The organism is Kitasatospora sp. NPDC001540, from assembly GCF_042894345.1.
In the GTDB taxonomy this organism is placed as follows: domain Bacteria; phylum Actinomycetota; class Actinomycetes; order Streptomycetales; family Streptomycetaceae; genus Kitasatospora; species Kitasatospora phosalacinea_C.
This window is the reverse complement of sequence record NZ_JBIAVO010000026.1, coordinates 87,128-111,172: the sequence shown is the minus strand read 5'-3', so window position 1 is coordinate 111,172 and position 24,045 is coordinate 87,128. Positions and strand designations below refer to the sequence as shown.

Annotated in this window: 18 protein-coding genes; 3 read left to right on the top strand and 15 right to left on the bottom strand. The window is 74.8% G+C overall.

Features of this window, described 5'->3' with window-relative positions:
* Window positions 1-271 precede the first annotated feature (271 nt).
* Window positions 272-877, bottom strand: coding sequence for a hypothetical protein (locus ACFY00_RS26890; RefSeq protein ID WP_388034128.1), 606 nt, complete (start codon window positions 875-877; stop codon window positions 272-274).
* 150 nt (window positions 878-1,027) lie between these two features.
* Between ACFY00_RS26890 and ACFY00_RS26885 the strand changes: the two genes are divergently transcribed.
* Complete coding sequence (locus ACFY00_RS26885) at window positions 1,028-1,933, top strand: sucrase ferredoxin (RefSeq protein WP_388034127.1); 906 nt, start codon at window positions 1,028-1,030, stop codon at window positions 1,931-1,933.
* Window positions 1,934-2,053: 120 nt separating this feature from the next.
* Here ACFY00_RS26885 and ACFY00_RS26880 read toward each other — a convergent pair whose 3' ends face one another.
* From ACFY00_RS26880 to ACFY00_RS26855, 6 genes are all read right to left on the bottom strand, one after another.
* On the bottom strand, window positions 2,054-3,658 hold the full coding sequence (locus ACFY00_RS26880) for a cation acetate symporter (protein WP_388034126.1): 1,605 nt from the start codon (window positions 3,656-3,658) through the stop codon (window positions 2,054-2,056).
* Window positions 3,655-4,071 carry a DUF485 domain-containing protein gene (locus ACFY00_RS26875; RefSeq protein WP_388034125.1) on the bottom strand — a complete coding sequence of 139 codons (417 nt, stop codon included), beginning with the start codon at window positions 4,069-4,071 and terminating at the stop codon, window positions 3,655-3,657. The genes ACFY00_RS26880 and ACFY00_RS26875 overlap by 4 nt, the downstream gene beginning before the upstream one ends.
* Before the next feature lie 112 nt (window positions 4,072-4,183).
* A complete protein-coding gene (locus tag ACFY00_RS26870; protein ID WP_388034124.1) occupies window positions 4,184-4,870 on the bottom strand; it encodes a response regulator in 687 nt (228 codons plus the stop codon).
* Window positions 4,867-6,027: a sensor histidine kinase gene (locus ACFY00_RS26865; RefSeq protein ID WP_388034123.1), complete on the bottom strand. Its 1,161-nt coding sequence runs from the start codon at window positions 6,025-6,027 to the stop codon at window positions 4,867-4,869. Before ACFY00_RS26865 ends, ACFY00_RS26870 begins: the two co-directional genes overlap by 4 nt.
* A 71-nt stretch (window positions 6,028-6,098) precedes the next feature.
* Window positions 6,099-6,581: a DUF1453 domain-containing protein gene (locus ACFY00_RS26860; protein ID WP_388034122.1), complete on the bottom strand. Its 483-nt coding sequence runs from the start codon at window positions 6,579-6,581 to the stop codon at window positions 6,099-6,101.
* A gap of 140 nt (window positions 6,582-6,721) precedes the next feature.
* Complete coding sequence (locus ACFY00_RS26855) at window positions 6,722-8,833, bottom strand: type IIA DNA topoisomerase subunit B (protein WP_388034121.1); 2,112 nt, start codon at window positions 8,831-8,833, stop codon at window positions 6,722-6,724.
* A 469-nt stretch (window positions 8,834-9,302) separates the two neighbouring features.
* Here ACFY00_RS26855 and ACFY00_RS26850 point away from each other — a divergent pair, with 469 nt between their 5' ends.
* The gene (locus ACFY00_RS26850) at window positions 9,303-9,533 is read left to right on the top strand and encodes a hypothetical protein (RefSeq protein ID WP_014138480.1); all 231 of its coding nucleotides are present in this window, start codon (window positions 9,303-9,305) and stop codon (window positions 9,531-9,533) included.
* A 96-nt stretch (window positions 9,534-9,629) separates the two neighbouring features.
* On the opposite strand, the gene ACFY00_RS26845 is transcribed toward ACFY00_RS26850, so the two are convergent.
* The 7 genes from ACFY00_RS26845 to ACFY00_RS26815 all read right to left on the bottom strand — a co-directional run bounded on the left by ACFY00_RS26845 (window position 9,630) and on the right by ACFY00_RS26815 (window position 19,876).
* Window positions 9,630-10,481, bottom strand: a complete 852-nt coding sequence (locus ACFY00_RS26845; RefSeq protein ID WP_388034120.1) for a S1 family peptidase — start codon at window positions 10,479-10,481, stop codon at window positions 9,630-9,632.
* Window positions 10,482-10,688: 207 nt separating this feature from the next.
* Window positions 10,689-12,317, bottom strand: a complete 1,629-nt coding sequence (locus ACFY00_RS26840) for an RNA polymerase sigma factor (RefSeq protein WP_388034119.1) — start codon at window positions 12,315-12,317, stop codon at window positions 10,689-10,691.
* A 403-nt stretch (window positions 12,318-12,720) separates the two neighbouring features.
* Window positions 12,721-13,593, bottom strand: a complete 873-nt coding sequence (locus tag ACFY00_RS26835; RefSeq protein WP_388034118.1) for a FadR/GntR family transcriptional regulator — start codon at window positions 13,591-13,593, stop codon at window positions 12,721-12,723.
* 219 nt (window positions 13,594-13,812) lie between these two features.
* Window positions 13,813-14,595 (bottom strand): hypothetical protein, encoded by a 783-nt coding sequence (locus tag ACFY00_RS26830; RefSeq protein ID WP_388034117.1) that lies wholly within the window; start codon window positions 14,593-14,595, stop codon window positions 13,813-13,815.
* Window positions 14,596-14,636: 41 nt separating this feature from the next.
* The gene (locus tag ACFY00_RS26825) at window positions 14,637-16,475 is read right to left on the bottom strand and encodes an ATP-binding cassette domain-containing protein (RefSeq protein WP_388034116.1); all 1,839 of its coding nucleotides are present in this window, start codon (window positions 16,473-16,475) and stop codon (window positions 14,637-14,639) included.
* Window positions 16,476-16,774: 299 nt separating this feature from the next.
* Window positions 16,775-17,542, bottom strand: a complete 768-nt coding sequence (locus ACFY00_RS26820; protein ID WP_388034115.1) for an NUDIX domain-containing protein — start codon at window positions 17,540-17,542, stop codon at window positions 16,775-16,777.
* A gap of 117 nt (window positions 17,543-17,659) precedes the next feature.
* Entirely contained in the window at window positions 17,660-19,876 is a 2,217-nt protein-coding gene (locus ACFY00_RS26815) for a glycogen debranching N-terminal domain-containing protein (protein ID WP_388034114.1), read from the bottom strand.
* A gap of 1,074 nt (window positions 19,877-20,950) precedes the next feature.
* On the opposite strand from ACFY00_RS26815, the gene ACFY00_RS26810 reads away from it, so the two are divergent.
* Window positions 20,951-22,264: an alpha/beta fold hydrolase gene (locus ACFY00_RS26810; RefSeq protein WP_388034113.1), complete on the top strand. Its 1,314-nt coding sequence runs from the start codon at window positions 20,951-20,953 to the stop codon at window positions 22,262-22,264.
* Between the two features lie 37 nt (window positions 22,265-22,301).
* Here the strand turns inward: ACFY00_RS26810 and ACFY00_RS26805 are convergent, their stop codons facing one another.
* The gene (locus ACFY00_RS26805; protein ID WP_388034112.1) at window positions 22,302-23,852 is read right to left on the bottom strand and encodes a DUF4192 family protein; all 1,551 of its coding nucleotides are present in this window, start codon (window positions 23,850-23,852) and stop codon (window positions 22,302-22,304) included.
* Window positions 23,853-24,045 lie beyond the last annotated feature (193 nt).

Genomic DNA, 24,045 nt, shown 5'->3' with positions numbered 1-24,045 from the left:
CCCCGGTCGCCGCGGTCGGCAGCCGGATGTAGCGCCGCGCACGGACGCACGGACGCGGGGGGGGGGGGGGGGCCCCGGGGGGGGCGCCCCCCCCCCCCCCCCCCCCCCCCCCCCCCGGGGCGCGCGCGGGGCGCGCCCCCCCCCCGCCCCCGGGGGGCCGCCCGCGCCCGGCGGGGGGGCCCGCGTTTTTCGCCCCGCCCCCCCCCCCCCGGGGGGGGGGGGGGGGGGGCCCCGGGGGGGGCCCCCCCCCCCCCCCGCGCTCCGCACGGACTCAGCGGTACGTCGCCGGGTACTGCCCGAACGCCTGCCGCCCGGGTGTCTGCTGCCCGGACGCCTGCCGTTCCACCGGCGTCGGCGACAGCAGGAAGCCGCCGCTGTACTCGTGGAAGTGCACGTACAGTCCGTGCTGGGCGGCGATCGCGAGGACCGGCTCCGGCCGGGCGCCCCGGTAGTCCTTCTCGCGCACCTCGAAATTCTTGGTGTCCACCCCCCAGCGCAGGTAGGCCCAACCGCGGAAGGCGTACCAGCGGCCCGGGCCGCGGGCGAACGCCTCGGCCGCGGTGCGGCAGATCTCCGCCAGCCTGGCCTCCCAGCGCCGCTGGTCGTTGGTCCACTCCCGGACGAACCTGGCCGGGCCGACGAAACGGCGCAGCGGACGCACCAGCAGCTGCACCCAGCCGAGCAGGAACCAGCCGCGCCCCTTGCCGATCTCGTTGAGCTCGTAGACCGTCCGGAACGGGATCCACACCACCAGTGTGAGCACCAGCTCCGCCGGGATCAGCACCCACTGCAGGACGAACCACAGCAGCAGCCCGGGCCGCCAGCGCCGCTTCACCGGTTCGACCGTCTCCGGCATCACCTGCGGTACCCCGTGCATCAGCCGCCCCCGCCGCGCAGGAAGAACGTCAAGACTCCCCCAAAAGAACGTCAACTGCCAGCAACCGGGCCCAGCATAGCCCGCCCCCACCGGCCCTCCGTGGGCACACGACCGCACCCCGCGGGGCCGTCCGGTCGTAGGGTGGGCCTGGTGAGCACCTGTACGACGCTGTCGCGCGAACTGACCGAGCCGCTGAGCGCCACCGCGGCCACCGCCACCACCTGGCTGCTGCTCGAACAGTCCGGTCCCTGGGGCGCGAAGGCGCTCACCGGCAGCCACCTCGACCCCGAGCTCGGCGCCGCCCTCGACCGCGCCGCCGCGGGCACCGGCGTCCGGGTCGCCCTGATCCGCCGCCCCGGTCGGCACGCCGACGCCGGCGGCGCCGCCGGGCACGAGGTGCTGCTCGCCCACACCTCCCCCGCCGACCCGTGGGTGCGCCGCGGCCACCTCTCCTCCCCCGCCGCCCTGCTCGACCTCGACTTCGCCGCCCTCGGCGCGGGCGACCACGGCTCCTTCGGCACCCCGCACGCCGGCGGCCCGATCGCCCTGGTGTGCACCAACGGCCGCCGCGACCGCTGCTGCGCGCTGCTCGGCCGCCCGCTCGCCGCCGAGATCGCCGCGGCGGGCCACAGCGAGGTCTGGGAGGTCACCCACCTCGGCGGCCACCGCTTCTCCCCCACCATGCTGGTGCTGCCGCACGGCTACGCGTACGGGCGGCTCACCGCCGAGACCGCGAAGGAGGTCCTCGCCGCGACCGCCGCCGGGCAGACCGTCCCCGCCCACTCCCGCGGCCGCTCCTACTGGCCCCGCCCGGCCCAGGCGGCCGAGCAGGCCGTCCGCGAACTGACCGGCGAGAGCGCCGCCGACGCCCTGACCCTGCACCAGCACCCCGGCGGCTCCCCCTGGACGGTCGACGTCCACCACGCCGACGGCCGCCGCTGGCGGGCCACCGTCGCCGAGTCCGCCAGCGAGCCGCCCCGCCCCGAGAGCTGCGGCAAGACCCCGGGCACCCCGTCCCGGATGGACGTCGTGGAACTCTCGCCGCAGAGCCCCTGAGCGGCCCGCGCCCCTGAGCGGCCCGCGCCCCCGCGCGGAGCGAGGTCGCGACGAGGGCGGTGACCCGCCGTCCCGTCGCGACCTCGCCGTGCGTCCCGCCGCCGCGCGGCCGGACGGGGCCTACGCCGCGCCCGCGCCGGTCAGGGCCCGCACCTCCAGCTCCGCGAAGCCGTCCTCGTCCGCGGTCTCCTTGTCCAGGACGGTGCCCAGCCAGCCGGCCAGGAAGCCGAGCGGGATGGAGACCAGACCCGGGTTCTCCAGCGGGAACCAGTGGAAGTCGACGCCGGGCAGCACCGAGGTCCTCGCCCCGGAGACGACCGGCGAGAACAGCACCAGCAGCACCGCCGGGACGAGGCCGCCGTACACCGACCAGACCGCGCCGCGGGTGGTGAACCGCTTCCAGAACAGCGAGTACAGCAGCGTCGGCAGGTTCGCCGAGGCGGCCACCGCGAAGGCCAGGCCGACCAGGAACGCGACGTTCAGCTTCTGCGCGAACAGGCTGAGCACGACCGCGAGTCCGCCGATCACGACGGCGGAGATCCGGGCCGCGATGACCTCCTCGCGCTCGGAGACCTGCCGCTCCTCGGTGCGCCGCCAGGCCCGCGCGTAGAGGTCGTGGGCGAAGGCCGCGGAGGAGGCCAGGGTGAGCCCGGCGACCACGGCGAGGATGGTGGCGAAGGCGATCGCCGAGATCACCGCGAACAGCAGCAGGCCCCAGGTGGATCCGGCGCCGCCGCCGAGGTCCAGGGCCAGCAGCGGGACGGCGGTGTTCCCGGCCGGGTTGGCCGCCTTGACGGCCTTCGCGCCCACCACCGCCCCGGCCCCGAGCCCGAGCACGATCGCCATCAGGTAGAAGCAGCCGATCAGGCCGATCGCCCACATCGTGGAGCGCCGCGCGGCCCGCGCCGTGGGCACGGTGTAGAAGCGGCTGAGGATGTGCGGCAGGCCCGCGGTGCCGAGCACCAGCGCCAGGCCGAGGCTGACGAAGTCGAGTCGGCTGGTCGTGCTGGCCCCGTACTTCAGCCCCGGCTCCAGGTACTTGTCGCCGACGCCGCTGTGCTGCGCGGCGGCGTGCATCAGCGCGCCGAGGTCGCCGTGGAAGCGGGCCAGCACCAGCCCGGTGAGCAGCAGCGACCCGGCCACCAGCAGGAAGGCCTTGACGATCTGGATCCAGGTGGTGGCGCGCATCCCGCCGACCGTCACGTAGACGATCATCAGTCCGCCGACCGCGACGATGGTCCAGCCCTTGGCGGCGCCGCTGTCGGTGCCCAGCAGCAGGGCGACCAGGCTGCCCGCGCCGACCATCTGCGCGATCAGGTACATCAGGGTGACGACCATGGACGCGAGGCCGGCCGCGGCGCGCACCGGGCGCTGGCGCATCCGCAGCGCCAGCACGTCGGCCAGGGTGTAGCGGCCGGCGTTGCGGACGAGTTCGGAGACCAGCATCAGCACGACCAGCCAGGCGACCAGGAAGCCGATGCTGTAGAGCACGCCGTCGTAGCCGTAGAGCGCGATCAGGCCGGTGACGCCGAGGAAGGAGGCGGCCGACAGGTAGTCGCCGGAGAGGGCGAAGCCGTTCTGCAGCGGCGAGAAGTCGCGGCCGCCGGCGTAGAAGTCCTCCGCGGCGTGGCCGCGGCGGCCGACCCAGACGGTGATGGTCAGGGTGACGGCGACGACGACGGCGAACAGCGCGATCGCGAGGCCGTGGCTGGGGTGTGGGGTCATCGCAGTTGGTCCTGGGTGTCCCAGCGCAGCTCGAGGGCGGCTCGATCGCGCTTGGTGCGGGCGTTGCGGGCGTAGAGCCAGGTGAGCAGGAAGGTGGAGGCGAACTGGCCGAGGCCGAGCAGCCAGGCCAGGTTGAGCGGCCCGGCGACCTGCTGGCGCATCAGCTCGGGCGCGAACGCCTGGGCGACGACGAACAGCAGGTACCAGGCCAGGAACCCGGCGCTGGCCGGGAACACGAACGAGCGGTAGCCGCTCCGGATCTCCTGGAAGGCGTCGCTTTCCTGGACGCTCCGGTAGACCTCCCGCCCGGCCCGCTCCTCCGGCGGCGCGGGCTCCGCGGTCCGCCGCTGCGCCACCACCCGGGGACGGGGGGCGGCCACGGCCCACCAGTCGACTCTCTCCTGCTGTGCCACAGCCGACACCTCATCATTTCGGTCACTACGACCGAACCATGATGGAGCGTCACAAACCCGCCCTGAAACCGGTGCAGATACGTTCACCCGAACCAGCTACCAGGAGGTTGGCCTACGAACCGTCGGAAATTCCATGCCTGAAGGCGTACGCCACGGCCTGCGCGCGGTCCCGCACCGCCGTCTTGGCGAAAAGGTTGTTGATATGCGTTTTCACCGTTGCGGGGCTGACGAACAACCTTTCCGCGATCTCCGCGTTGGACAGTCCGGCGGCGATCAGCGCCAGCACCTCGGCCTCCCGCTGGGTCAACCCGTCGGGCAGCGCCGGGCGTCGGGTCGGCGCGGGCGCGTGCTCCGGCTCGGCCTGCTTCGGCTCCGACAGCCGCTCCAGCAGCCGCAGTTGGACCTGCGGGGAGAGCCCCGCCGCGCCCGAGCGGACATCGGCCACGGCGCGGGCGATCTCCTCCGCGCCCGCGTCCTTGGTGAGGAAGCCGCGCGCCCCGGCCTGCAGCGCGGAGAACAGCGAGTCGTCGTCGGCGTACGTGGTGAGCACCACCACCTCGGTGCCGGGGTGCTCGGCGCGGATCCGGCGGGTGGCCTCCACCCCGTCGCAGCGCGGCATCCGCAGGTCCATCAGCACCACGTCGGGGGCGTGCTCGGCGACCAGCCGCAGCGCCTCCTCGCCGTCCGGCGCGGAGCCGACCACGGTGATGCCCGGCAGCAGGCCGAGCAGCATCACGATGCCCTCCCGCACCACGGTCTGGTCGTCGGCGACCACCACCCGGATCGGTCCGTCCGTCACGTCGGCACCCGCAGCAGCACGCGCCACCCTCCCTGGTCGGGGCCCGCCAGCAGTTCGCCGCCGAGCAGTTCCGCGCGTTCGCGCATCCCGAGCAGACCGTACCCGCTCCCGCTGTCGCCGAGCACGGGGTGCGCCCCGCGCGGGGCGAGGGAGTTGTGCACCCGCAGCTCCACCTCCCCCTCCAGGTAGGCGAGTCGGACCTCCACCCGGCCGCCGGGCGCGTGCTTGCGGGCGTTGGTCAGCGCCTCCTGGGCGACCCGGCGCACCGCCAGCCCGGCCTCGGCGGGCAGCGGGCGGGGCACCCCGTCCACGGCCAGGTCGGCCCCGGACTGCGCGGCCAGCTGGGCCACGAACTCGGCGACGGGGGCGAACTCGCCGCGCAGCGCGGACAGCGCCTGCCGGGTCTCGGCCAGGCCGTCCTGGGCCATCCGCCGGGCGGCGACCACCCGTTCGCGGATCTCGGCCCGCTCGGCCCCGGCGTCCAGCATCAGCCGGGCCGCCTCCAGGTGCACCAGCTGCGCGGAGAGGCTGTGCGCGAGCACGTCGTGGATCTCCCGGGCGATCCTGGCCCGTTCGGCGAGCGCCGCGCTCTCGGCCTGCGCGGCCTGCGCGGCCCGTTCCTGGGCGAGCAGGGCGCGCTGCGCGGAGCGGGCCTGGCCGTCCAGGCGCAGCAGGTAGCCGAGCAGGCCCATGCCGCCCGCGACGGCCAGCATCGCCAGCAGCGAGTCGCCCGAGCCCAGGCCGTAACTGACCAGCGCCGCACCGGCGGTGAGCAGTCCGGCGGCCAGCGGCAGCCGGATCACGGCGAGCACCGCGAGCCCGCACCAGATCACCGAGGCCAGGGTGTCGGCCCCGCCCTCGTGGGCCACCCCGGCGGTGGCCAGCAGCCCGGCGGCGCAGCCCAGCGCGGGCCACAGCCGCCGGGCCCGGCAGGCCAGGTACCAGCCGGTGAACAGGGCGGCCGCGGCGGCGATCCAGCCGATCGGGGGCAGCAACCGCCAGCCGGTGTACCGGTGTTCGGCGAAGGTGCCGAACACCACGGCGCCCAGCATCGCGGTCCGGCCGAACAGGGACAGCGTGATCCGGGCCCGCGAGCTGCGCTCCCGGATCGGGACGTCCCCGGCGGGCCACCGGGTCCAGCGTTCCAGTGTGCTCACCGGACGATCCTCCCTCAACGGCGGTGCCGCCGGGCCCCGGTGGGGCTCGGCGGCGCTCGCGCGGCGTTCCGTCAGGCGGCCAGGGCGTGCCGGTGGCCGCCCAGTTGCCGGGCCCGCCACTGGACGGCCGCCGAGCGGATCAGCAGCAGCAGGCCGAGCGAGAGCAGCAGCACGCTGCCGGACTGGTGGACGTGCAGCGCGGCGCCCACCCCGTACCAGGCGATCCGGACCAGGATCGCGCCGATCCAGGCGAACGCGGTGGCGGCGGTGCCCTTGCTCCACAGCGAGCCGTCGGCCTCGCGCCAGATCCGCACCGTCCAGCCCCAGACGCAGCCCATCCCGGCGGTGGTGAGCAGCGAGCCCGCCACCAGCACGGCGGAGGCGACCCGGTGGTGCGGGTCCAGTAGCACCGGGTCGCGCAGCGCGACGGCGGCCAGCACCAGCGGGATCAGCCAGAAGCGGCGCTCGGTGTCCAGTCGACGGGCCCGCAGCTGCCGGCCCACCACCAGGACGATCACGGCGACGGCGATCAGGACGTCGGACAGGGCGGTCATTTCGGTTCCTCCGGGACGGGGCGTTCTCGACACCCGGAACGCTACGGAGAACGGGCCGCCCGGTCCTCGGAGCACGGGTTGATCCCGCACGCGCGAGGGCTCTCCACCCTGGGGTGGAGAGCCCTCGCGCACCGCACCGGTCAGGCGTCGATCCGGGACCGGTCCAGGGTGGCCGCCGAGTCGACGATGAACTCCCGCCGCGGGGCGACGTCGTTGCCCATCAGCAGGTCGAAGGTCTTCTCCGCGGACTCCAGGTCGCCCAGGTTGATCCGGCGCAGGATCCGGAACCGCGGGTCCATGGTGGTCTCGGCCAGCTGGTCGGCGTCCATCTCGCCGAGGCCCTTGTAGCGCTGGATCGGGTCCTTCCAGCGCAGTCCCTTGCCCTGGAACTGCAGCAGGGTGCGCCGCAGTTCGGCGTCGGAGTAGGTGTAGTGGTACTTCTCCTGGCCGCGCTTGGGGTTGGTCAGCTCGATCCGGTGCAGCGGCGGCACCGCGGCGAACACCCGGCCCTGCTCGACCATCGGCCGCATGTAGCGGTGGAAGAGCGTCAGCAGCAGGGTGCGGATGTGCGAGCCGTCGACGTCGGCGTCGGCCATGAAGATGACCTTGCCGTAGCGGGCCTGGTCGATGTCGAACGTCCGCCCCGAACCCGCTCCTATCACCTGGATGATCGAGGCGCACTCGGCGTTCTTGAGCATGTCGCTCACGGACGCCTTCTGGACGTTCAGGATCTTGCCGCGGATCGGCAGCAGCGCCTGGAACTCCGAGTTGCGGGCCAGCTTGGCGGTGCCGAGCGCGGAGTCGCCCTCGACGATGAACAGCTCGCTGCGGTCCACGTCGTCGCTGCGGCAGTCGGCCAGCTTGGCGGGCAGCGAGGAGGTCTCCAGCGCGGTCTTGCGGCGCTGCGCCTCCTTGTGCTGCCGGGCCGCGACCCTGGTCCGGGCGGCCGCGACGACCTTCTCCAGCACCGCCCGGGCCTGGAGCTTCTCGTCCTTCTTGGCGGAGGTGAGGAACGCCTTCAGCTCCTTGGCGACCACGGCGGCGACGATCCGGTTGGCCGCCGAGGTGCCGAGCACCTCCTTGGTCTGCCCCTCGAACTGCGGCTCGGCCAGCCGGACGGTGATGACCGCGGTCAGGCCCTCCTGCGCGTCGTCCTTGGTGATGTCGTCCTCGGCGACCCGCAGCAGCTTGGTGGCCCGCAGCACCTCGTTGACGGTCTTGGCGAGCTGCCGCTCGAAGCCGGTGACGTGGGTGCCGCCCTTGGGGGTGGCGATGATGTTGACGAAGGAGCGCTGGGTGGTGTCGTACCCGGCGCCCCAGCGCAGCGCGATGTCCACCCCGAGCTCGCGGGTGACCTCGGTGGGGGTCATGTGCCCGAGCTCGTCGAGCACCGGGACGGTCTCCTTGAAGGTGCCCTCGCCGCGCAGCCGCAGCACGTCGGAGATCGGGCGGTCGGGGGCCAGGAACTCGCAGAACTCGCTGATCCCGCCGTCGTAGCGGAAGGTCTCCTCGGCGACCTGCTCGCTCTCGGTGAGCCGCTCGTCACGCACCACGATGGTCAGCCCGGGCACCAGGAAGGCGGTCTGCCGGGCCCGGTTGTGCAGCAGCTCCAGCGAGAGCTTCGCGTCCTTGAGGAAGATCTGCCGGTCCGCCCAGTAGCGGATCCGGGTGCCGGTGCGGGTCTTGGCGAACTTGCCCCGCTTGGTCATGCCGCTGCCGGGCTCGAACTTCGCGTCCGGCCCCTCCCCCGCGTACGCGCCGGGGGTGCCGCGCCGGAAGCTGATCGCGTGGGTGGTGCCGGAGCGGTCCACCTCCACGTCCAGCCGGGCGGACAGCGCGTTGACCACCGAGGCGCCGACGCCGTGCAGACCGCCGGAGGCCGCGTACGAGCCGCCGCCGAACTTGCCGCCCGCGTGCAGCTTGGTCATCACCACCTCGACGCCGGACAGTCCGGTCTTGGGCTCGACGTCCACCGGGATACCGCGGCCGTTGTCGCGCACCTCGACCGAACCGTCCTGGTGCAGCAGCACCTCGATCCGGTCGCAGAAGCCGCCCAGCGCCTCGTCCACCGCGTTGTCGATGATCTCCCAGAGGCAGTGCATCAGGCCGCGGCTGTCGGTCGACCCGATGTACATGCCCGGCCGCTTGCGGACCGCTTCGAGCCCCTCCAGGACGAGCAGATGCCGCGCGGTGTAGTCGGACCCGCCCTCACCGGTCACCAGAGAGGACGGGCCGGTCTTTTCTCCACTCACGCTCTGCACTCCTCCATGACGTTGACGGACACCCCCGCATGCTCTCAGCAACTGAGATCCGGGGCGCTGAGGTCCGCGCGCTCTGTACGCGCTGCGCGAACACGGTTCCCGCCCCGGGGGCGGTTCCCAGCCTGCCATCTCCTGCCGACACCACGGGTCCTGGCGGATCGGGGCGGCCGGTGCGGGCTGCGGAGCTGCTGCGATGCGGTTCAACGGGTTCCGGGACGGGGCTTATGCTCCAACCCAGCGGAGGATTATGCTACGCGGACCTCGCACCCCGGCCCGGTCGGGCGTTCGAGGTGATTGGCCGGCCGCGGGAATCGGTACGCATGAACCATCGTTGCCCGGGGCACGTCCTCATCAAGACGACGGCAGAATCCTCCAAGAGAAAAGCCACGAGCGGGAACGAATTCGACCTGGTTGGATGTTGATCCTGGTACACAGCTCGTCGAGCTAGAGAAGAGGCGACGTGACTACTGTTCTGACCCCTGCGAGCCCGCTCACCGCGGCAGACCGCTGCGACCGTTGCGGCGCTCAGGCCTACCTGCGCGTCGTCCTCTCCAGTGGCGGAGAGCTGCTGTTCTGCGCCCACCACGGGCGTAAGTTCGAGCCCGAGCTCAAGAAGATCGCCGTGGAGATACACGACGAGAGCGACCGCCTCTCCGGCACCCCGGCGGTTGCCGAGGAGGGGGAGCGCTAGACGCTCCCGTTGCTCTCCCGAGCTGCCTGACGGCCGGGTGGCCCACCCTTCCCAGGGGCGGGCCGCCCGGCCGTGGCGTTTTCCCCGCCTGCCGTCTCACAGCACGCCGTGCACGGCCTCCGAGACCGCCGCGATCCGGGTGTACACCCCGGGGTGGTCGGCCTCCGCGCAGCCCGCGCCCCAGGACACCAGCCCGGCCAGCCGCCCCGCCACCAGCAGCGGCCCGCCGCTGTCGCCCTGGCAGGCGTCCTTGCCGCCCTGCTGCTCGCCCGCGCACACCATGCTGCGGGCGTCGTACGCGCTGTCCGAGCCGCCCGGGTAGGCGCGCCCGCACGCCTCGTCCGAGATGATCGGCACCGTGACCTGGCGCAGCGTGTTCGAGTAGCTCCCGTTGCCCCGGGTGTCGCCCCAACCGAACACCGTGGCCGGGGTGCCCGCCGCGTACGGCTCGGTCTCGCCCGGGTTCACCATCTCCAGCACCGGTCGGCCGTCCTGCGGCTCGGCCAGCGTGATCACCGCCACGTCCCGGGTGTTCGCGGTGAAGCTGTAGCCCGGGTCGATCCACACCCCGCGCACCGCCACCTCCCGCCCCGCGGTGCCCCGCAGGTCGTCCCGCCCCACGATCACCCGCAGCCCGGGCCGCTCGGTCGGACGGGCCGTGGACTCGTCGTAGAAGCAGTGCGCCGCCGTGACCACCTTGGTCGGGCTGACCAGTGCCCCGCCGCAGAACTGCCCGGAGCGGGCCGAACCGAACTGCTGCCTGCTGGCCAGCGCCACCATCCACGGGTGGTCGCCGGTGCTGGCGCCGGTGCCGCCGATGATCCGCCGCTGCGCGGCGGCCGGGTCGGCCGCGCCCAGCGCGATCAGCGGGGCGGGCAGGGCGGCCAGGGCGACGAGCGCGACCGCCCGGCGGCGGAGCCGAGGCGCGAACGTGTCCAGGATGGGCACCGGTTCTCCAGGGGGTTCGGCGGGGTTCGGGGTGCAGCGCGACAACCTGCCCAGCGTAGTAAGCAGGTCACCCTCCGTGCCCATGCTCCGTCCGCCCGCCACCCCATCGGGGTACCCCCGGACACGCGAACGGGCCCCTCCGCCGGTGGCGGAGGGGCCCGTCCAGGTGACGTCCGGACCGGATCGGCCCGGTGCCGGAGTGCCGGATCAGTCCAGGTAGTCGCGCAGCACCTGGGAACGCGACGGGTGGCGCAGCTTCGACATGGTCTTCGACTCGATCTGGCGGATGCGCTCGCGCGTCACGCCGTAGACCTTGCCGATCTCGTCCAGCGTCTTCGGCTGGCCGTCGGTCAGGCCGAAGCGCATCGAGACCACGCCCGCCTCGCGCTCGGACAGCGTGTCCAGCACGGAGTGCAGCTGCTCCTGGAGCAGGGTGAAGGAGACCGCGTCGGCCGGGACGACCGCCTCGGAGTCCTCGATCAGGTCGCCGAACTCGCTGTCGCCGTCCTCGCCGAGCGGGGTGTGCAGCGAGATCGGCTCGCGGCCGTACTTCTGGACCTCGATGACCTTCTCGGGGGTCATGTCGAGTTCCTTGGCCAGCTCCTCCGGGGTGGGCTCGCGGCCCAGGTCCTGGAGCATCTGGCGCTGCACGCGGGCGAGCTTGTTGATGACCTCGACCATGTGCACCGGGATGCGGATGGTGCGGGCCTGGTCGGCCATGGCGCGGGTGATCGCCTGCCGGATCCACCAGGTCGCGTAGGTGGAGAACTTGTAGCCCTTGGTGTAGTCGAACTTCTCGACCGCACGGATCAGACCGAGGTTGCCCTCCTGGATCAGGTCCAGGAAGAGCATGCCGCGGCCGGTGTAGCGCTTGGCCAGCGAGACCACCAGGCGGAGGTTGGCCTCCAGCAGGTGGTTCTTGGCGCGGCGGCCGTCCTCGGCGATGATCTCCAGCTCGCGCTTGAGCTTCGGGGCGAGCTTGTCGGCCTGGCTCAGCTTGTCCTCGGCGAACAGGCCGGCCTCGATCCGCTTGGCGAGCTCGACCTCCTGCTCGGCGTTGAGCAGCGGGACCTTGCCGATCTGCTTGAGGTAGTCCTTGACCGGGTCGGCGGTGGCACCGGCCACGGCGACCTGCTGGGCCGGGGCGTCGTCCTCGTCGTCGTCCGAGAGCACGAAGCCCTGGTCGGTCTCCTCCTCGGCCTCGACCTCCTTGCCGTCACCGGGCAGGGCCACGTCCTCGAGGAGTTCCTCCTCGCCGATGATGTCCTCGTCGCCGGCCTTGGCGCCGGGCTTGGCGGCCGCGGCGGTCTTCTTGGCCGCGGTCTTCTTGGCGGGGGCGGCGGCCTTCTTGGCCACCGCCTTCTTCGCCGGGGCGGCGGCCTTCTTGACGGCGGCCTTCGCCTCGGCGACGTCGATGCTCTCGACGACGCCGACCTCGGTGCTGGTCACCGTGGCGGCCACCGCCGACACCGACGGGGCGATGGTCGCCGCGGGGGCGATCCGCACCGGGGGCTTGGTCTGGGCGACCGGCGTGCGGGTGGTGACCGCCTTGGTCGCGGTGCGCTTGGTGGTGCTCTTGGCCGCGACGCTCTTGCGCTTGGCGCCGGCCGGCTCGGCCGCGCTGACCATCAGCTCCACCCCCTCCTCAATCAGCACCTGGTTGAGGCTGCGCATGACGTTCTTCCACTTGGTAACCGGGATCTGGTCCGCCTCGAACGCGTGGCGCACGTCGTCACCGGCGATCTGCCCCTGGGCCTTGCCCCGCTCGATGAGCGCCAGCAGTGCCGCGGACTCCGCGATCTCGGGGGGAAGCGAACGGGATGTGCTGGCCGACACGAACAACCTCTCGGACGATGAGTGGACACGAACCCGTACCGACCGGCCCGACTGCTCGGGCGGGTGGGCGGTGACCGGGATCTGCAGTACGGCAGCAGCGCCGCGGACCAACACAGCCAGCTGGCTTGTGGTGATATTCCGGAGCTGCTTCCGCTCCGTACACATCGCTGCCGCCCCTCAAGTGTTACGCATGCCCGTCGTGGCGCCCGTCACACCACCCGGCGGCCGGTGCGGGCTGCCCCCGAGCGGCCTATCCGCAGGCCCGACGCGGGCCCGACGGGGGCTCGGCGGCCGTGGCTGCCGCGGGCCCGGCGGCCCCGGTGCGCCGATGGCCCCTCGGCTGCGCGGGTGGGGCAGCAGAAGGGCCATCCGGTCTGGGCCGCGGTCGGATCGGGCGGGCCGCTCAGTGCTCGCGCGGGGCGGGGACGGCGTGCTCGATGTCCGGGTGGACGGTGAGCAGCGCGCGGACGGCGGCCTCGGCGGCGGTGCCGTCGCCGGTGCCGAGCGCGTCCACCAGCCGGGCGTGCAGGCTGACCGCCGACTCGGAGGGGCGCTCGCAGGTGGTGCCGGAGCCGCCGGAGACCTGGAGCGCGCCGGCCACGATCCCGGACAGGTGCTCCAGCATCCGGTTCCCGGCCATCTGCAGCACCAGCCCGTGCAGCTCGGCGTCGGCCCGGGAGTAGCTGACCAGGTCTCCCTGGCCGCCGGCCTGGGCCATGATCTCGGTCAGCTCGACCAGCCGGTGCTGGACGTCCTCCCGGCCGTGCCCGGCGGCCAGCCGCGCGGCCAGCGGCTCGATCGCCCAGCGCAGCTCGAACAGCTCGCGGCGCTGCTCGTCGCGCTGCGGGCCGAAGGCGCGCCACTCGATGATGTCCGGGTCCAGCAGGTTCCAGTCGCTGACCGGGCGGACCCGGGTGCCGACGTTCGGCCGGGCCGAGACCAGGCCCTTGGCCTCCAGCACCCGGAGCGACTCGCGCACCACGGTGCGGGAGACCTCGAAGCGCTGGCCGATCTCCTCCGGCACCAGCGGGCGGTCGGCGCCCAGGTCGCCGGAGACGATCATCTGGCCGAGCTGCTGGACCAGCTGGCCGTGCAGGCCGCGGCCGCGGCTGCTGGTGGTCTTGCGACCGACCCGGGCGAGGTCGTTCTCCGCCCCCTCCCAGCGGGGGGCGGGCGGGGTCGGGCGGTCGGCGTACGGGAAGCGGTCCAGCTCGGAGGCGGAGATCGACTCGGCCTGGCGGGCGGCGGTCACGGTGGGGTGCGCAAGGGTACTCACGCCATCCTTTGTCGGCGATCGGCGGGGCCGCCTTGAGCATTCTCCTGAAAAGCACACGAAAGGGTGATCGACCGTGCCTGGATAATTGACTTCTTATCAGCCGTAAATGCACATATCAGTCATCCCGTCCGTTTTCCCCGGCCCTTCCCCCAGCCTCCGTTGTCACACCGTCAGGGCCCCTCCCTGCGCCGCTTCCCGCGTCCTTCCCCGGCCGGGCGCTCAGAGGCTCCGGCGGCGCAGCTGGGCCAGCACCGCCGCCAGCACCAGCAGGGCGGCCGGGGTCAGCAGCGCGGCGACCACCGCGCCGTCCAGCGCGCCCGCCGTCCGGTCGGCCGCGTCGCGGACCAGGTCCAGGCCGTACTGGAAGGGCACCAACTCCCGCACCCAGACCGGCCAGTTGCGACCCGTGCGGTGCAGCAGCAGACCGGCGGTGGGCTCCAGCAGGGCGGGCAGCGCGCCGGTCAGCAGGATGCCGACGACGGCACTGCGCACCAGCGAGGTGATCAGCAGACCGGCCCAGCCGCCCGCCACCGCCAGCACCACGAACGCCGCCAGCGGACGGCCCGGCCCGCCCACCGCGAACGGGGCCGCGAACGAGGCCGCGGGCAGGCCGGACGGGTGGAGCGCCGTCGACGCGTCCACCCCGGCGGGCAGGGCGAGCCACGCCGCGAGGGCGTCGACGCCGAGGGCGAGCACCGCCAGCAGCGCGGCGGCCGCGCCCACCACCGAGGACTTCGCCAGCAGCGCGCCCAACCGGCGCCCCAGGGTCACCCGCGAGGCGGGCAGGCCGGGCCAGCGGGTCTCGTTGCCGTAGGCCAGCGCGCCGAGCACGGCCGCCGCGAGCGCGGTCGGCGGCAGCGGCAGGACCGGCACCACCGCCGCGACCGCCCGCACCGCGTCCGGCACCGCCAACTCCCCGGTCGGCAACCGGGACGCCGTGAACGCCGCCACCGCCGCGTTCACCAGGACCGCGCCCGCCACCACCACCCACGTGGAGCGCACCCCGCGCAACCGACGCACCTCACTCGCCACCACCCGCACGGTCACTCACTCCCGTTCTCGTCGCCGACGGCGCTCCGCCGCGCCGTCCCCTGCGGATCCACCGACTCCCGCGGCCCTTCCGGTCCTCCCGGCTCCCCCGGCTCCCCCGACTCCCGTGGCCGCCAGGCCGGTTCGGCGGGGCCGGCCTGCTCGGTGCGACCGGCGCGCTCGGCCTGCTCGGCCCGCTCGGTGCGACCGGCCGGGCGCAGTCCGGTGGACTCGACCGACCAGGGGCGCCCCGGGAGGGGGCGCACGGGGGCGGGGTGGTGGCCGACTCCCCCGATCCGGGCGGGAGTCAGCAGTTCGGCGTCGGTCGGGTTGGCGGTCAGGTGCTCGGCGTCGACCGCCCCCGGCCCGGGCAGCGGATCGACCCCGTCCGGCCGCGCGGACCGTTCACCGCCCCGCGCTCCGGGCCCCGCGCCCGGAACCTCCGCCCCGGCCGCCGCCGCTCCCGTCTCCGCGGCTCCCGTCTCCGCGGCTCCCGTGTCCGCGGCTCCCGTCTCTGCGGCTCGAGCCGCCGACCGGCCGAGCGCGGAGGCCCCGCGGGGCGTCCGCCTGGTCAGGTCGACGGGGGGCACCGGAGCAGCCGGGGGCCCTTGGACGGGCGGCACTTGGACGGCGGGCATCGGGGCGGGGGCCGTCGGGGCGGGCACGGGCGTGCTCTGCGCCTGCTGCGTCTGAACCTGAACCTGGACCTGCGCCTGCGCGGGCGGGTTCGGCGCGAGGGCGGCGGCGGCCCAGCGGCCGGCCTGCAGGCCTCGGTGGTCGAGTTGGCGCCCCGGTTCGGACCCGGCCGGGCTGCCGACGGTCGCGGGCCGCCGCTCCCCGGGGTCGGCGGCCCGGCCGTCCGGTTCCCCACGGCCCGTGACCGGTTCCTGGTCCTGGTGCTGGTGCGGACGCTGGCCCTGGCGCACCGTCCGGATCGCCCCCTGGCCCGATCGGCCCGAACCGCTGGGCAGGGCGGAGGGGTAGGAGACCGGGCGCTCCACCACCCGGTCGGATAGTTCGTGCAGCAGGATGCCGTGGCGGTAGGCGAGTTCGCCGATCTCGGTGCGGCCGATGCCGCTCACCGCGAGGCCCGCGCCGCCGTCCCGCCGGACCTGGCCGCCCTGGGCGACCAGCAGGTCCGCGAGGCGGGCCATCTGCGGGCCGCGGACCAGGACTTCGGGGTGCAGCCTGGTGCGGCGGAACTCCACCACCGGCTGGTCGGCGGCCAATCGGCCCGCGTCCAGGGTGACCACCCGGTCGGCGAGCGCGGCGGCCTCCCCGGGGGCGCGGGTGGTGGCCAGCACGGTGCCGCCCGAGAGGGCGAAGGAGCGCAGGAAGGCCCCGAACCACTCCTCGTTGCCCGGGGACAGGCCCTCGGTCGGGGCGTCCAGCAGCAGGGTCGAGGGGTTCCCGAGCAGTGCGGCGGCCAGCGCGAGGCGGCGGTGCATGCCGGGCGAGAAGGTACCGATCCGGTGGTCGGCGACGCCCGCGAGCCGGGTCTGCTCCAGCAGGTCGTCGGCCCGGCGCGCCGGGACGCCGATCGCACCGGCCAGCATCCGCAGGTGGGCCCGGGCCCGCTGGCCCGGGTGCCCGGCCTCCGGTCGCCCGGAGGCCAGCAGGACGCCGATCTCCCGCTCCGGCCGCCGGATCCGCCGGTACGTCCGGCCGTCGAACAGGGTGAGGCCGTGGCCCCGTTCCAGCTCCACCATCAGCCGGAGCGCGGTCGACTTGCCCGCCCCCTCGTCCCCGAGCAGCACGGTGACCATTCCCGGCCGGGCGTCGAAGGTCAGGTCCAGCAGGGCGGGGGGACGCCCCCGCCGGTACGCCTTGGTCAGTCCGGTGATCTGGATCATCGCTGCCCGCTCCCTCGCCCGCCCTCGCCCGCCGACAGGCCGGGGGTGTCCACCTGGCCTGAGCCTGCACAGTAGGGCGCGGAAGCGGTGAAACCAGGCATTACGGATGGGTCGTGGACGTGGTGGGCGCCGACCTCACCCGTACAGGCGACAGCCCCGCCGCCGCGCTGACGGCCTCCTCACGAACCGTCACCACCCGTCGGCAGCAACGGACTCGGCCGGGTCGCCGCAACCGCGTTACGCCCCGGGGCCCGCAGGGGCGGGACGGGCTCGCGCCGGGAGGTGGGGCGGGGCCCGGGTCAGGCCTCGGGGCGCAGCATCGGGGGGTTGAGGACGGTGGCGCCGCCCGCCTTGAACAGCTGGGCGGGGCGGCCGCCCTGACGGGTCGTGGTGCCGCCGGAGGGGAGCAGGAAGCCCGGGGTGCCGGTCACCTTGCGGTGGAAGTTGCGCGGGTCGAGTGCCACGCCCCACACCGCCTCGTAGACCCGGCGCAGCTCTCCGACGGTGAACTCCGGGGGGCAGAAGGCCGTGGCCAGCGAGGAGTACTCGATCTTGGACCTGGCGCGCTCCACCCCGTCCGCCAGGATCTGTCCGTGGTCGAACGCGAGCAGCACGCCGTCGTTGCGCTCCTCGCGCTCCTCGCCGAACAGTTCGCGCACCGGCGCCCAGCGGGCGCTGCTGGCGTCGCCGCCCGCACGGGGCGACGGCAGGTCCGGGGCGAGGACCAGGTACGCGACGCTCACCACGCGCATCCGCGGGTCCCGCTGGGGGTGGCCGTAGGTGGCGAGTTGCTCCAGGTGCGCCCCCGCGGGGGCCCGCCCGACCGGCAGGCTGCCCGGCAGCGACTGCGCCCGCAGCCCGGTCTCCTCGGCCAGTTCGCGGGAGGCCGCCTCGGCCAGGCCCTCGTCCAGCCGCACGAAGCCGCCCGGCAGCGCCCAGTACCCCTGGAACGGCGCCTCACCGCGCTTCACCAGCAGGGCGCACAGCTCGTGGTCGCGCACCGTCAGCACCACGAGGTCAACCGTGACTGCGAACGGGGGGAAGGCCGACGGGTCATAACGCGACATGCGGCCGATCTTAGTCGTCTCTCTGACGATAATCACAGACCACGGCGCTTTCCCCTCCCGGCGAGACCGCCCCGCTCCGGCCGGGGGCGGCCGGACGGCGTCCGCGCCGCGGCGCGCTCAGCCAGCGGCGAGTTGCAGGAACGACGGCGCCTCCTCCACGACCGCGACGCCGATCCGGCTGACCCGGACCGAGAAGGGCTCACCGGCCACCCGCAGGCCGGTCAGCTCCAGTGCGCCCAGGGGGGCGGTGCTCGCCGGGCGGGTGGCGACCCGACCTGACGGGACGTCAGGTCGGACGCCCGCCAACGAGAGCACCAGGTGGACGGCGGCGGCCGCGGAGACCGCGGCCGGGCGGCAGGCCGCCGGGTGCGGGACGGGCGGGCAGTCGGCGACCTTCTGCTCGCCCGCGTACATCTCCGGCAGGCGGCCCTCGAAGTGGACGGACGCCTCCAGCAGTCCCTCCAGCAGTATTTCGGCCTCCCGCTCGAAGCCCGCGTCCACCAGGCCGCTCACCGCGAGCGCGGTCTCCTGGACCCGGACCGCCCCGCTGCGGTGGCCGAGCGGGTTGAAGCGGGGCGACTTCGCGCTCAGGGTGCGCAGGCCCCAACCGCAGTCGAGCTCCGGGGTCACCAGGCGCTGGGCCAGCAGCCTGGTCTGCTCGCGGTCGAGCAGGCCCTCGTGCAGTTCGCCCTCGGCGGCCAGGCCCGGGTCGAAGAGGTGGACCAGGGTGGAGGCGACGGCCGGCACCGGACGGTCCGGGGCCAGCAGGGCGGCGGCCGGGCGGCCGCCGGACAGGTCGTCGATCCAGAACTGCTCGCGGAACCGTTCCCGCAGTTCGGCCGCCCAGGAGCGCCACTGCTCCGCGCCGGGCCGGTCGAAGGCGTCGAGCAGGTCGGCCCCCTGGAGGGCCGCCCGGTGGGCCTGGGCCTGGACCTCGCACCGGGCCGGACCGGGGCGCGCGGCGCGCTCCTCCGCCGGGCGCCCGAAGTCGGTGACGAACCCGACCGGGCCGTCCGTCCCCTCCGCCACCACGGCCGCCCGCAGCGCGCCGAGCGCCCGCTCCGCCGCCGGGAGCAGTTCGGCGACCTCGGCCCGGGGCATGCCCCAGCGCCAGGCCTCGGCCAGCACCGTGACGAACAGCAGGGTCGCCTCCGTCGCGGTGCAACTGGCCGGCAGCTCGGGGCCGCCGTGCCGCAGCGGGCCGGGGATCACCCCGTCCATCGCCTGCGCCGCCGCACCGGCCTCGCCACCGGACGGGTGCGCCCCGCCGGTCGCGCTCGGAGCACCACCTGGTACCGGCCCGGTGGTACCGGCCCCTTCCGGGGCCGGCGCGCCGTCGCCCGGGGCCGCGTCGGCCTGCCGGGGGACGGGCGCGGCGCTCTGCGGGGCCGCTTGGTGCTGGCGGCGGGCGACCGCCCGCAAGGTCCCGGCGGCGAGCCGGGTGCCGAGCGGCAGGGTCATCCTGGCGGCCCAGAGCGCGTCGGCGGCGGTGAGGCCGAAGCGCCAGGGGGCGCCCGAGGCGGTGTAGAGGTCGGTCGGCCGGTCCGCGTCGGCGAGCAGCAGGCCGCCCAGCGCGTCCAGGGCGCGGGAGACCAGGCGGGCGGCCCGGCGGTCGTCGGCCCTGACCTCGGGTTCGGACCAGGGCAGCGGCACGCCGGGGCCCCTACCGGTCGGCGGCCGCCCCGTCGACGGGGTCTCCAGCTCGGCGCGGAGGTCGACCGACCAGCGGGCGCCGGGCTGGATCTCCAAGTCCCACCGCAGCACGCCCGCACCGGCCAGCACCGCGTGCGGCGAGGGGCGGGCGCTGACGGTGGCCGCCCGGCCCTGGCCGACCCAGCGCAGGCCGGAGGACTGGACCTGGCCCGGCAGGTCCGCCGATCGGCGGCCCGCGGCGATGTCGGTGAGCAGGCCGAGGTCGGTACCGAGCGCGATCTCCAGCGGGAGCCGGGCCGGACGGGCTCCCGTGTTGCGGACCGTCACCGTCTCCGCGCCGTCGGCGTGCCGGAGCCGTTCGACCGTCAGTGCCGGATCCGGGTCGAGGTCTCCCGGCACCCGGACCGACCCGACGAACCGGGCCGCCGCCGCGGACGTCAGGGTGCCCTGGAGCGGGAGCGGCTCCATGCCGCCCAGCCGCAGCTCCATCCGGGCCAGGGTGCGCACGCCGTGCCGGAAGAAACCGTGCAGGCCCTGCCCCCGCACCTGTCCGTCCGGGCCGGAGGCCGCCATGCCCGGGGCGTTGACACACAGGACGTCGTGCGCGGCGGAGGGCTGCGGCCGCGGCGGCGCCACCGAGCCGGTCGACCGGGCCGGACCGGTGGCGGGCGCGCCCGCCACCTGCTCCGACCTACCACCGGGCGCACCCCCCGGGACCACCGGGCCACCGCGCCCGGCGGCGGGCCGACCGGCGGCCGGCCGCGTCGCGGTGCCGTACGGCGGGGTGCCACCGGGGCCGTACGGCACACCTCCGGCAGGGGTGCCGTACGGGGGCGTGCCCGCTGCGGGCGCGTACGGGTGGCCGGGTGGGGGGGCAGCCGGGTGGACGGCGCCCAACGGCGTGCCGTAGGGCGGCGTGCCCTGGGGGTGCGTGCCGTGCGGCGGGGTGCCGTAGGGCTGGGGGCCGTGGGCCGGGGCTCCGGGCAGGGAGGAGCCGTACGGAGGGGCGCCGGGAACCATCGGGCCCGCCCCGGCCGTTCCCCGGGCGGGACCGGTCGCGGTGCCGTATGGCGGCGTCGCCTGACGGGGTGTCGGAGGCCCGGCCGGGCGGTTCGGCGGTGCGGGGGCGGCGCCGGGGGCCGGCGGGCTGGTGGGCGGCAGCGGTTGGGGCGCTGCGTGGGGTGGCCTTGGGTCGGTCACCGGGCTCTCCTCCCCTCGACCGGCCGAGGGCTGCGGGCTCGGTCGGCCGCGAGCGTGCTCGATCGCGGACTGTGCTGCTCTGCCGCCGGAACACGCGGCTCTGACTCGGAACGGACCGGACCGCCGATGCCCCGCCTCGGTCGGGACGGGGTACCGGCCCGGACACCGGGGCCGTCCGGGGATCGGCCGTGCCGGGTCGAACGACGCGTGGCCGGTGCCCCGCACGGTCGGCCCGGCCGTGGTCGGTCCGGCGCTGCCGGTTCGGGTGGTGGCGTTCCGCAGATTGAACGCACCACACCTGCCCCAGGTCACGCCCGCGCGACGGACGTCCGGCTGGAGGCGGCCGCGAGCCGATGGTCGTTCGGTGCTCCGCGGCCGACACCCGGGGCGCCCGCTGTGTCGTGGTTCCGCCCGGGGTTCTCCGCACCTGGCGGACGCCCCCCGGCGGCTCCTGTCCGACGTCAGGATACGGTGCGAGGACGACGGCGGACGCACCGGTGACCCCGGCGTTCGGCGCCGCGACCAGCCTGTGACCAGCTCGCACCTAGGAGTTGCATGTCCTCCCTCAGCCGCCTCCCCGGAATCGTCACCACCGACCACCTCTTCCGGGTGCCGCTGGACCACGCTGCTCCCGACGGCGAGACGATCGAGGTCTACGCCCGTGAGGTGGTGGCCGCCGGACGCGAGCACGACGAACTGCCGTGGCTGGTGTACCTGCAGGGCGGGCCGGGCGGGAAGGCCAACCGCCCGATGGGCCGGGACGGCTGGCTGGACCGGGCGCTCGACGACTACCGGGTGCTGCTGCTGGACCAGCGCGGCACCGGCCGCTCCACCCCGGCCAACCGCCAGACCCTGGCCCGGCGCGGCGACGCCCGGCAGCAGGCCGAGTACCTGGCGCACTTCCGGGCCGACTCGATCGTCCGGGACGCCGAACTGATCCGCCGCCGACTGCTCGGCGAGGACGCCGCGTGGAGCCTGCTCGGGCAGAGCTTCGGCGGCTTCTGCACCCTGACCTACCTCTCGCTGGCCCCGGAGCACCTGCGCGAGGCCTTCGTCACCGGCGGGCTGGCCGGGTTGCGCCGCTCGGCGGACGAGGTCTACCGCGCGGCCTACCCGCGCGTCGCCCGCAAGAACGCCGGGCACTACGCGCGCTTCCCCCAGGACGTGGCGGCAGTACGGCGAATCGCGGCGCACCTGCTGGAGCGGCCCGCGGCCCTCCCCGGCGGCGGGACGCTGACCGTCGAGGCGTTCCAGGCGCTGGGCATCCTGCTGGGCGGCGGCTCCGGCTCCTACGTCCTGCACTACCTGCTGGAGGAGGCCTGGGTGGAGGGGCCGGACGGGCCGGAGCTCTCCGACACCTTCCTGGCCGGGGCGCAGTCGCACCTGTCCTTCGCGCAGAACCCCCTGTACGCCGTCCTGCACGAGTCGATCTACGGGCAGCGCTCGGTCGACGCCGGGGCCACCGACTGGTCGGCGGAGCGGGTGCGCAAGGAGTTCCCCGAGTTCGACGCCGAGACGGCACTGGCCGGGGACGGGCCGGTGCTGCTCACCGGCGAGATGATCCACCCCTGGATGTTCGAGACCGACCCGGCGCTGCGGCCGCTGCGCGAGACGGCGCAGTTGCTGGCGGAGCGCACCGACTGGCCCGACCTGTACGACCTGCCGCGCCTGGCGTCGAACCAGGTACCGGTGTACGCGGCGGTGTACCACGACGACATGTACGTGGACACGGCGCACTCGCTGGAGACCGCGGACGCGGTGGCGGGCACCCGGGTCTGGGTCACCAACGAGTGGGAGCACGACGGGGTCCGGACCAGCGGTCGGACGGTGCTGGACCGGCTGATCCGGATGGCGCGCGGCGAGGTCTAGCCGCCTGCCGCGCAGCCGCGGGTCGAGGGTTCGCATGTCAGTCTCCGATCGTGCGTCGGCTTCGGTGCGGCCGGACCTGCCGGACCTTGGCGCCCGCCGGGACGACGCGGTGGGCGCGCGGGCCGCGCACCCGCTCGGCCCGGCAGGCCGCGGCGGCTGACGGCCCGTCGGGTGGAGCGGTCGGAGGCGTCGGTCGGTCGTCGCCCGGCGCCCCGTCGGCCGGGGCCTGGTCCGGGGTTTCGGACCGCCCGGGCCCGGCCGGTGGTGTCAGGCCGGTGCCTCCGGGGCGGGGTGCGGCGGACGGCCCGGCCGGTCCGGGGATCGGCCCCTGCGGCCCGGGGGTCCCGCCCGGCTCCCGCGGAGCGGTTCCGCCCTCGGCGGCCGCCCCGCCTCCGGCGCCCGCCGGGTCGGCGGAGGCTTCCGGGGGCGCCCCCGGCGGGAGTTCGGCCAGGCGCGTGGGTTGCTCGGCCCGCAGGCGGGCGGTGCGCTCGCGGCGGATCACCCGGAGCAGTGCCTCCGGGGCGATGCCGCAGTTGAGCGATTCGTAGAGGAGCCGGGCCAGGGTGTAGTCCGGTTCCAGCTCCAGCGCCCTGGCCAGCACGATCCGGGCCGTGGCCGAGTCTCCCGCCAGCCAGGACGTCCAGGCCAGCAAGGTCATCGGCGGGGCGGCGAGGTGTTCGAACGGGTCGACGCAGCGTTGGATCAGGAACCGCCACAGCCGCTGGGCGGCAACGAGTTCGTCGGGCTCGGCGTACTCGGCGGCGCGGTCCCGACCGAGTTTGTCCTGCATGCCGATCAGCAGTCTGGCGGTGCGGGCGCTGTCCAACTCGCGTGCTCCGGCGCGGAATTCGGCCATCGCCTCGGCGAGCAGCCCGGCGGTGCGCTCGACGGCCGCGACCCGGCCGCCGGGCCCGGCCAACTCACGGATGAAGGGCGGCCCGGCGTCCTCCAGGGCCCGGCGCTGGACCTCGGAGCCCGGCGGGCCGATCGGGGTCAGCCCGGCCACGATCGCCTTGCGGCTGCCCCGCGGGGCGAGCCCCGCGAACGTGGCCGCCGCGGCGAGCGGGCTCGGTTGGTGGGCCGCCCGGACCGGAGTGCCGTCCGGCGGACAACAGTCGGCTTCGGCGCACAGGAAGGACCACCAGCGGCCGGCGGAGACGCACAGCGATTCCTTGACGGCCACCTGCTCGTTCCGGAAGGCCCGGGCGAGCGCGGCGGCCAGCGGGCGGAGCCGCGCCAGCACGGCGGACCCGCCCCCGGACGCGCGGGCGCCGTCGTCGGGATCCCGGCACAGGTACAGCAGGACTTGGACGGGGCGGCGGTCACGCTGCTCGGAGAGCTCAACCAGGAGCCGGGCGGCCTCCTCGGCGGTGCGCTCCCAGCAGGCGGGATCCTCCGGGATGTCGATCCGGATCACGCCGCCCTGGTCGAGCGCGGAGCCCTGCAGGCCCACCGCGACGATGCTGTCGTCGGGGAAGAAGCCGAGCAGGTAGGGCAGCATCTCCGCCATGTCGGCGGGGCCGCGCAGCCGGACGGGCAGGTGGCCGGGGTTGGGGACGGGGGTGGTGGTGCGGTCGTCTGCGGTCATGGCGGAAAGCTTGGACCGGACCGCGCCCGACTGCGGAGAATTCGCCCGACCCTGTGGATAAATCGGGGGGTTCAGCATCTACTCACCCGAATGGACCAGTTCCCAAGGCTTTCACGGCGATTTGACAGCAGATCAACCGATGAACGCCACTCTGTCCACAGCCGGTCATTCGCGGTCCGTCCGTGCCGCACGG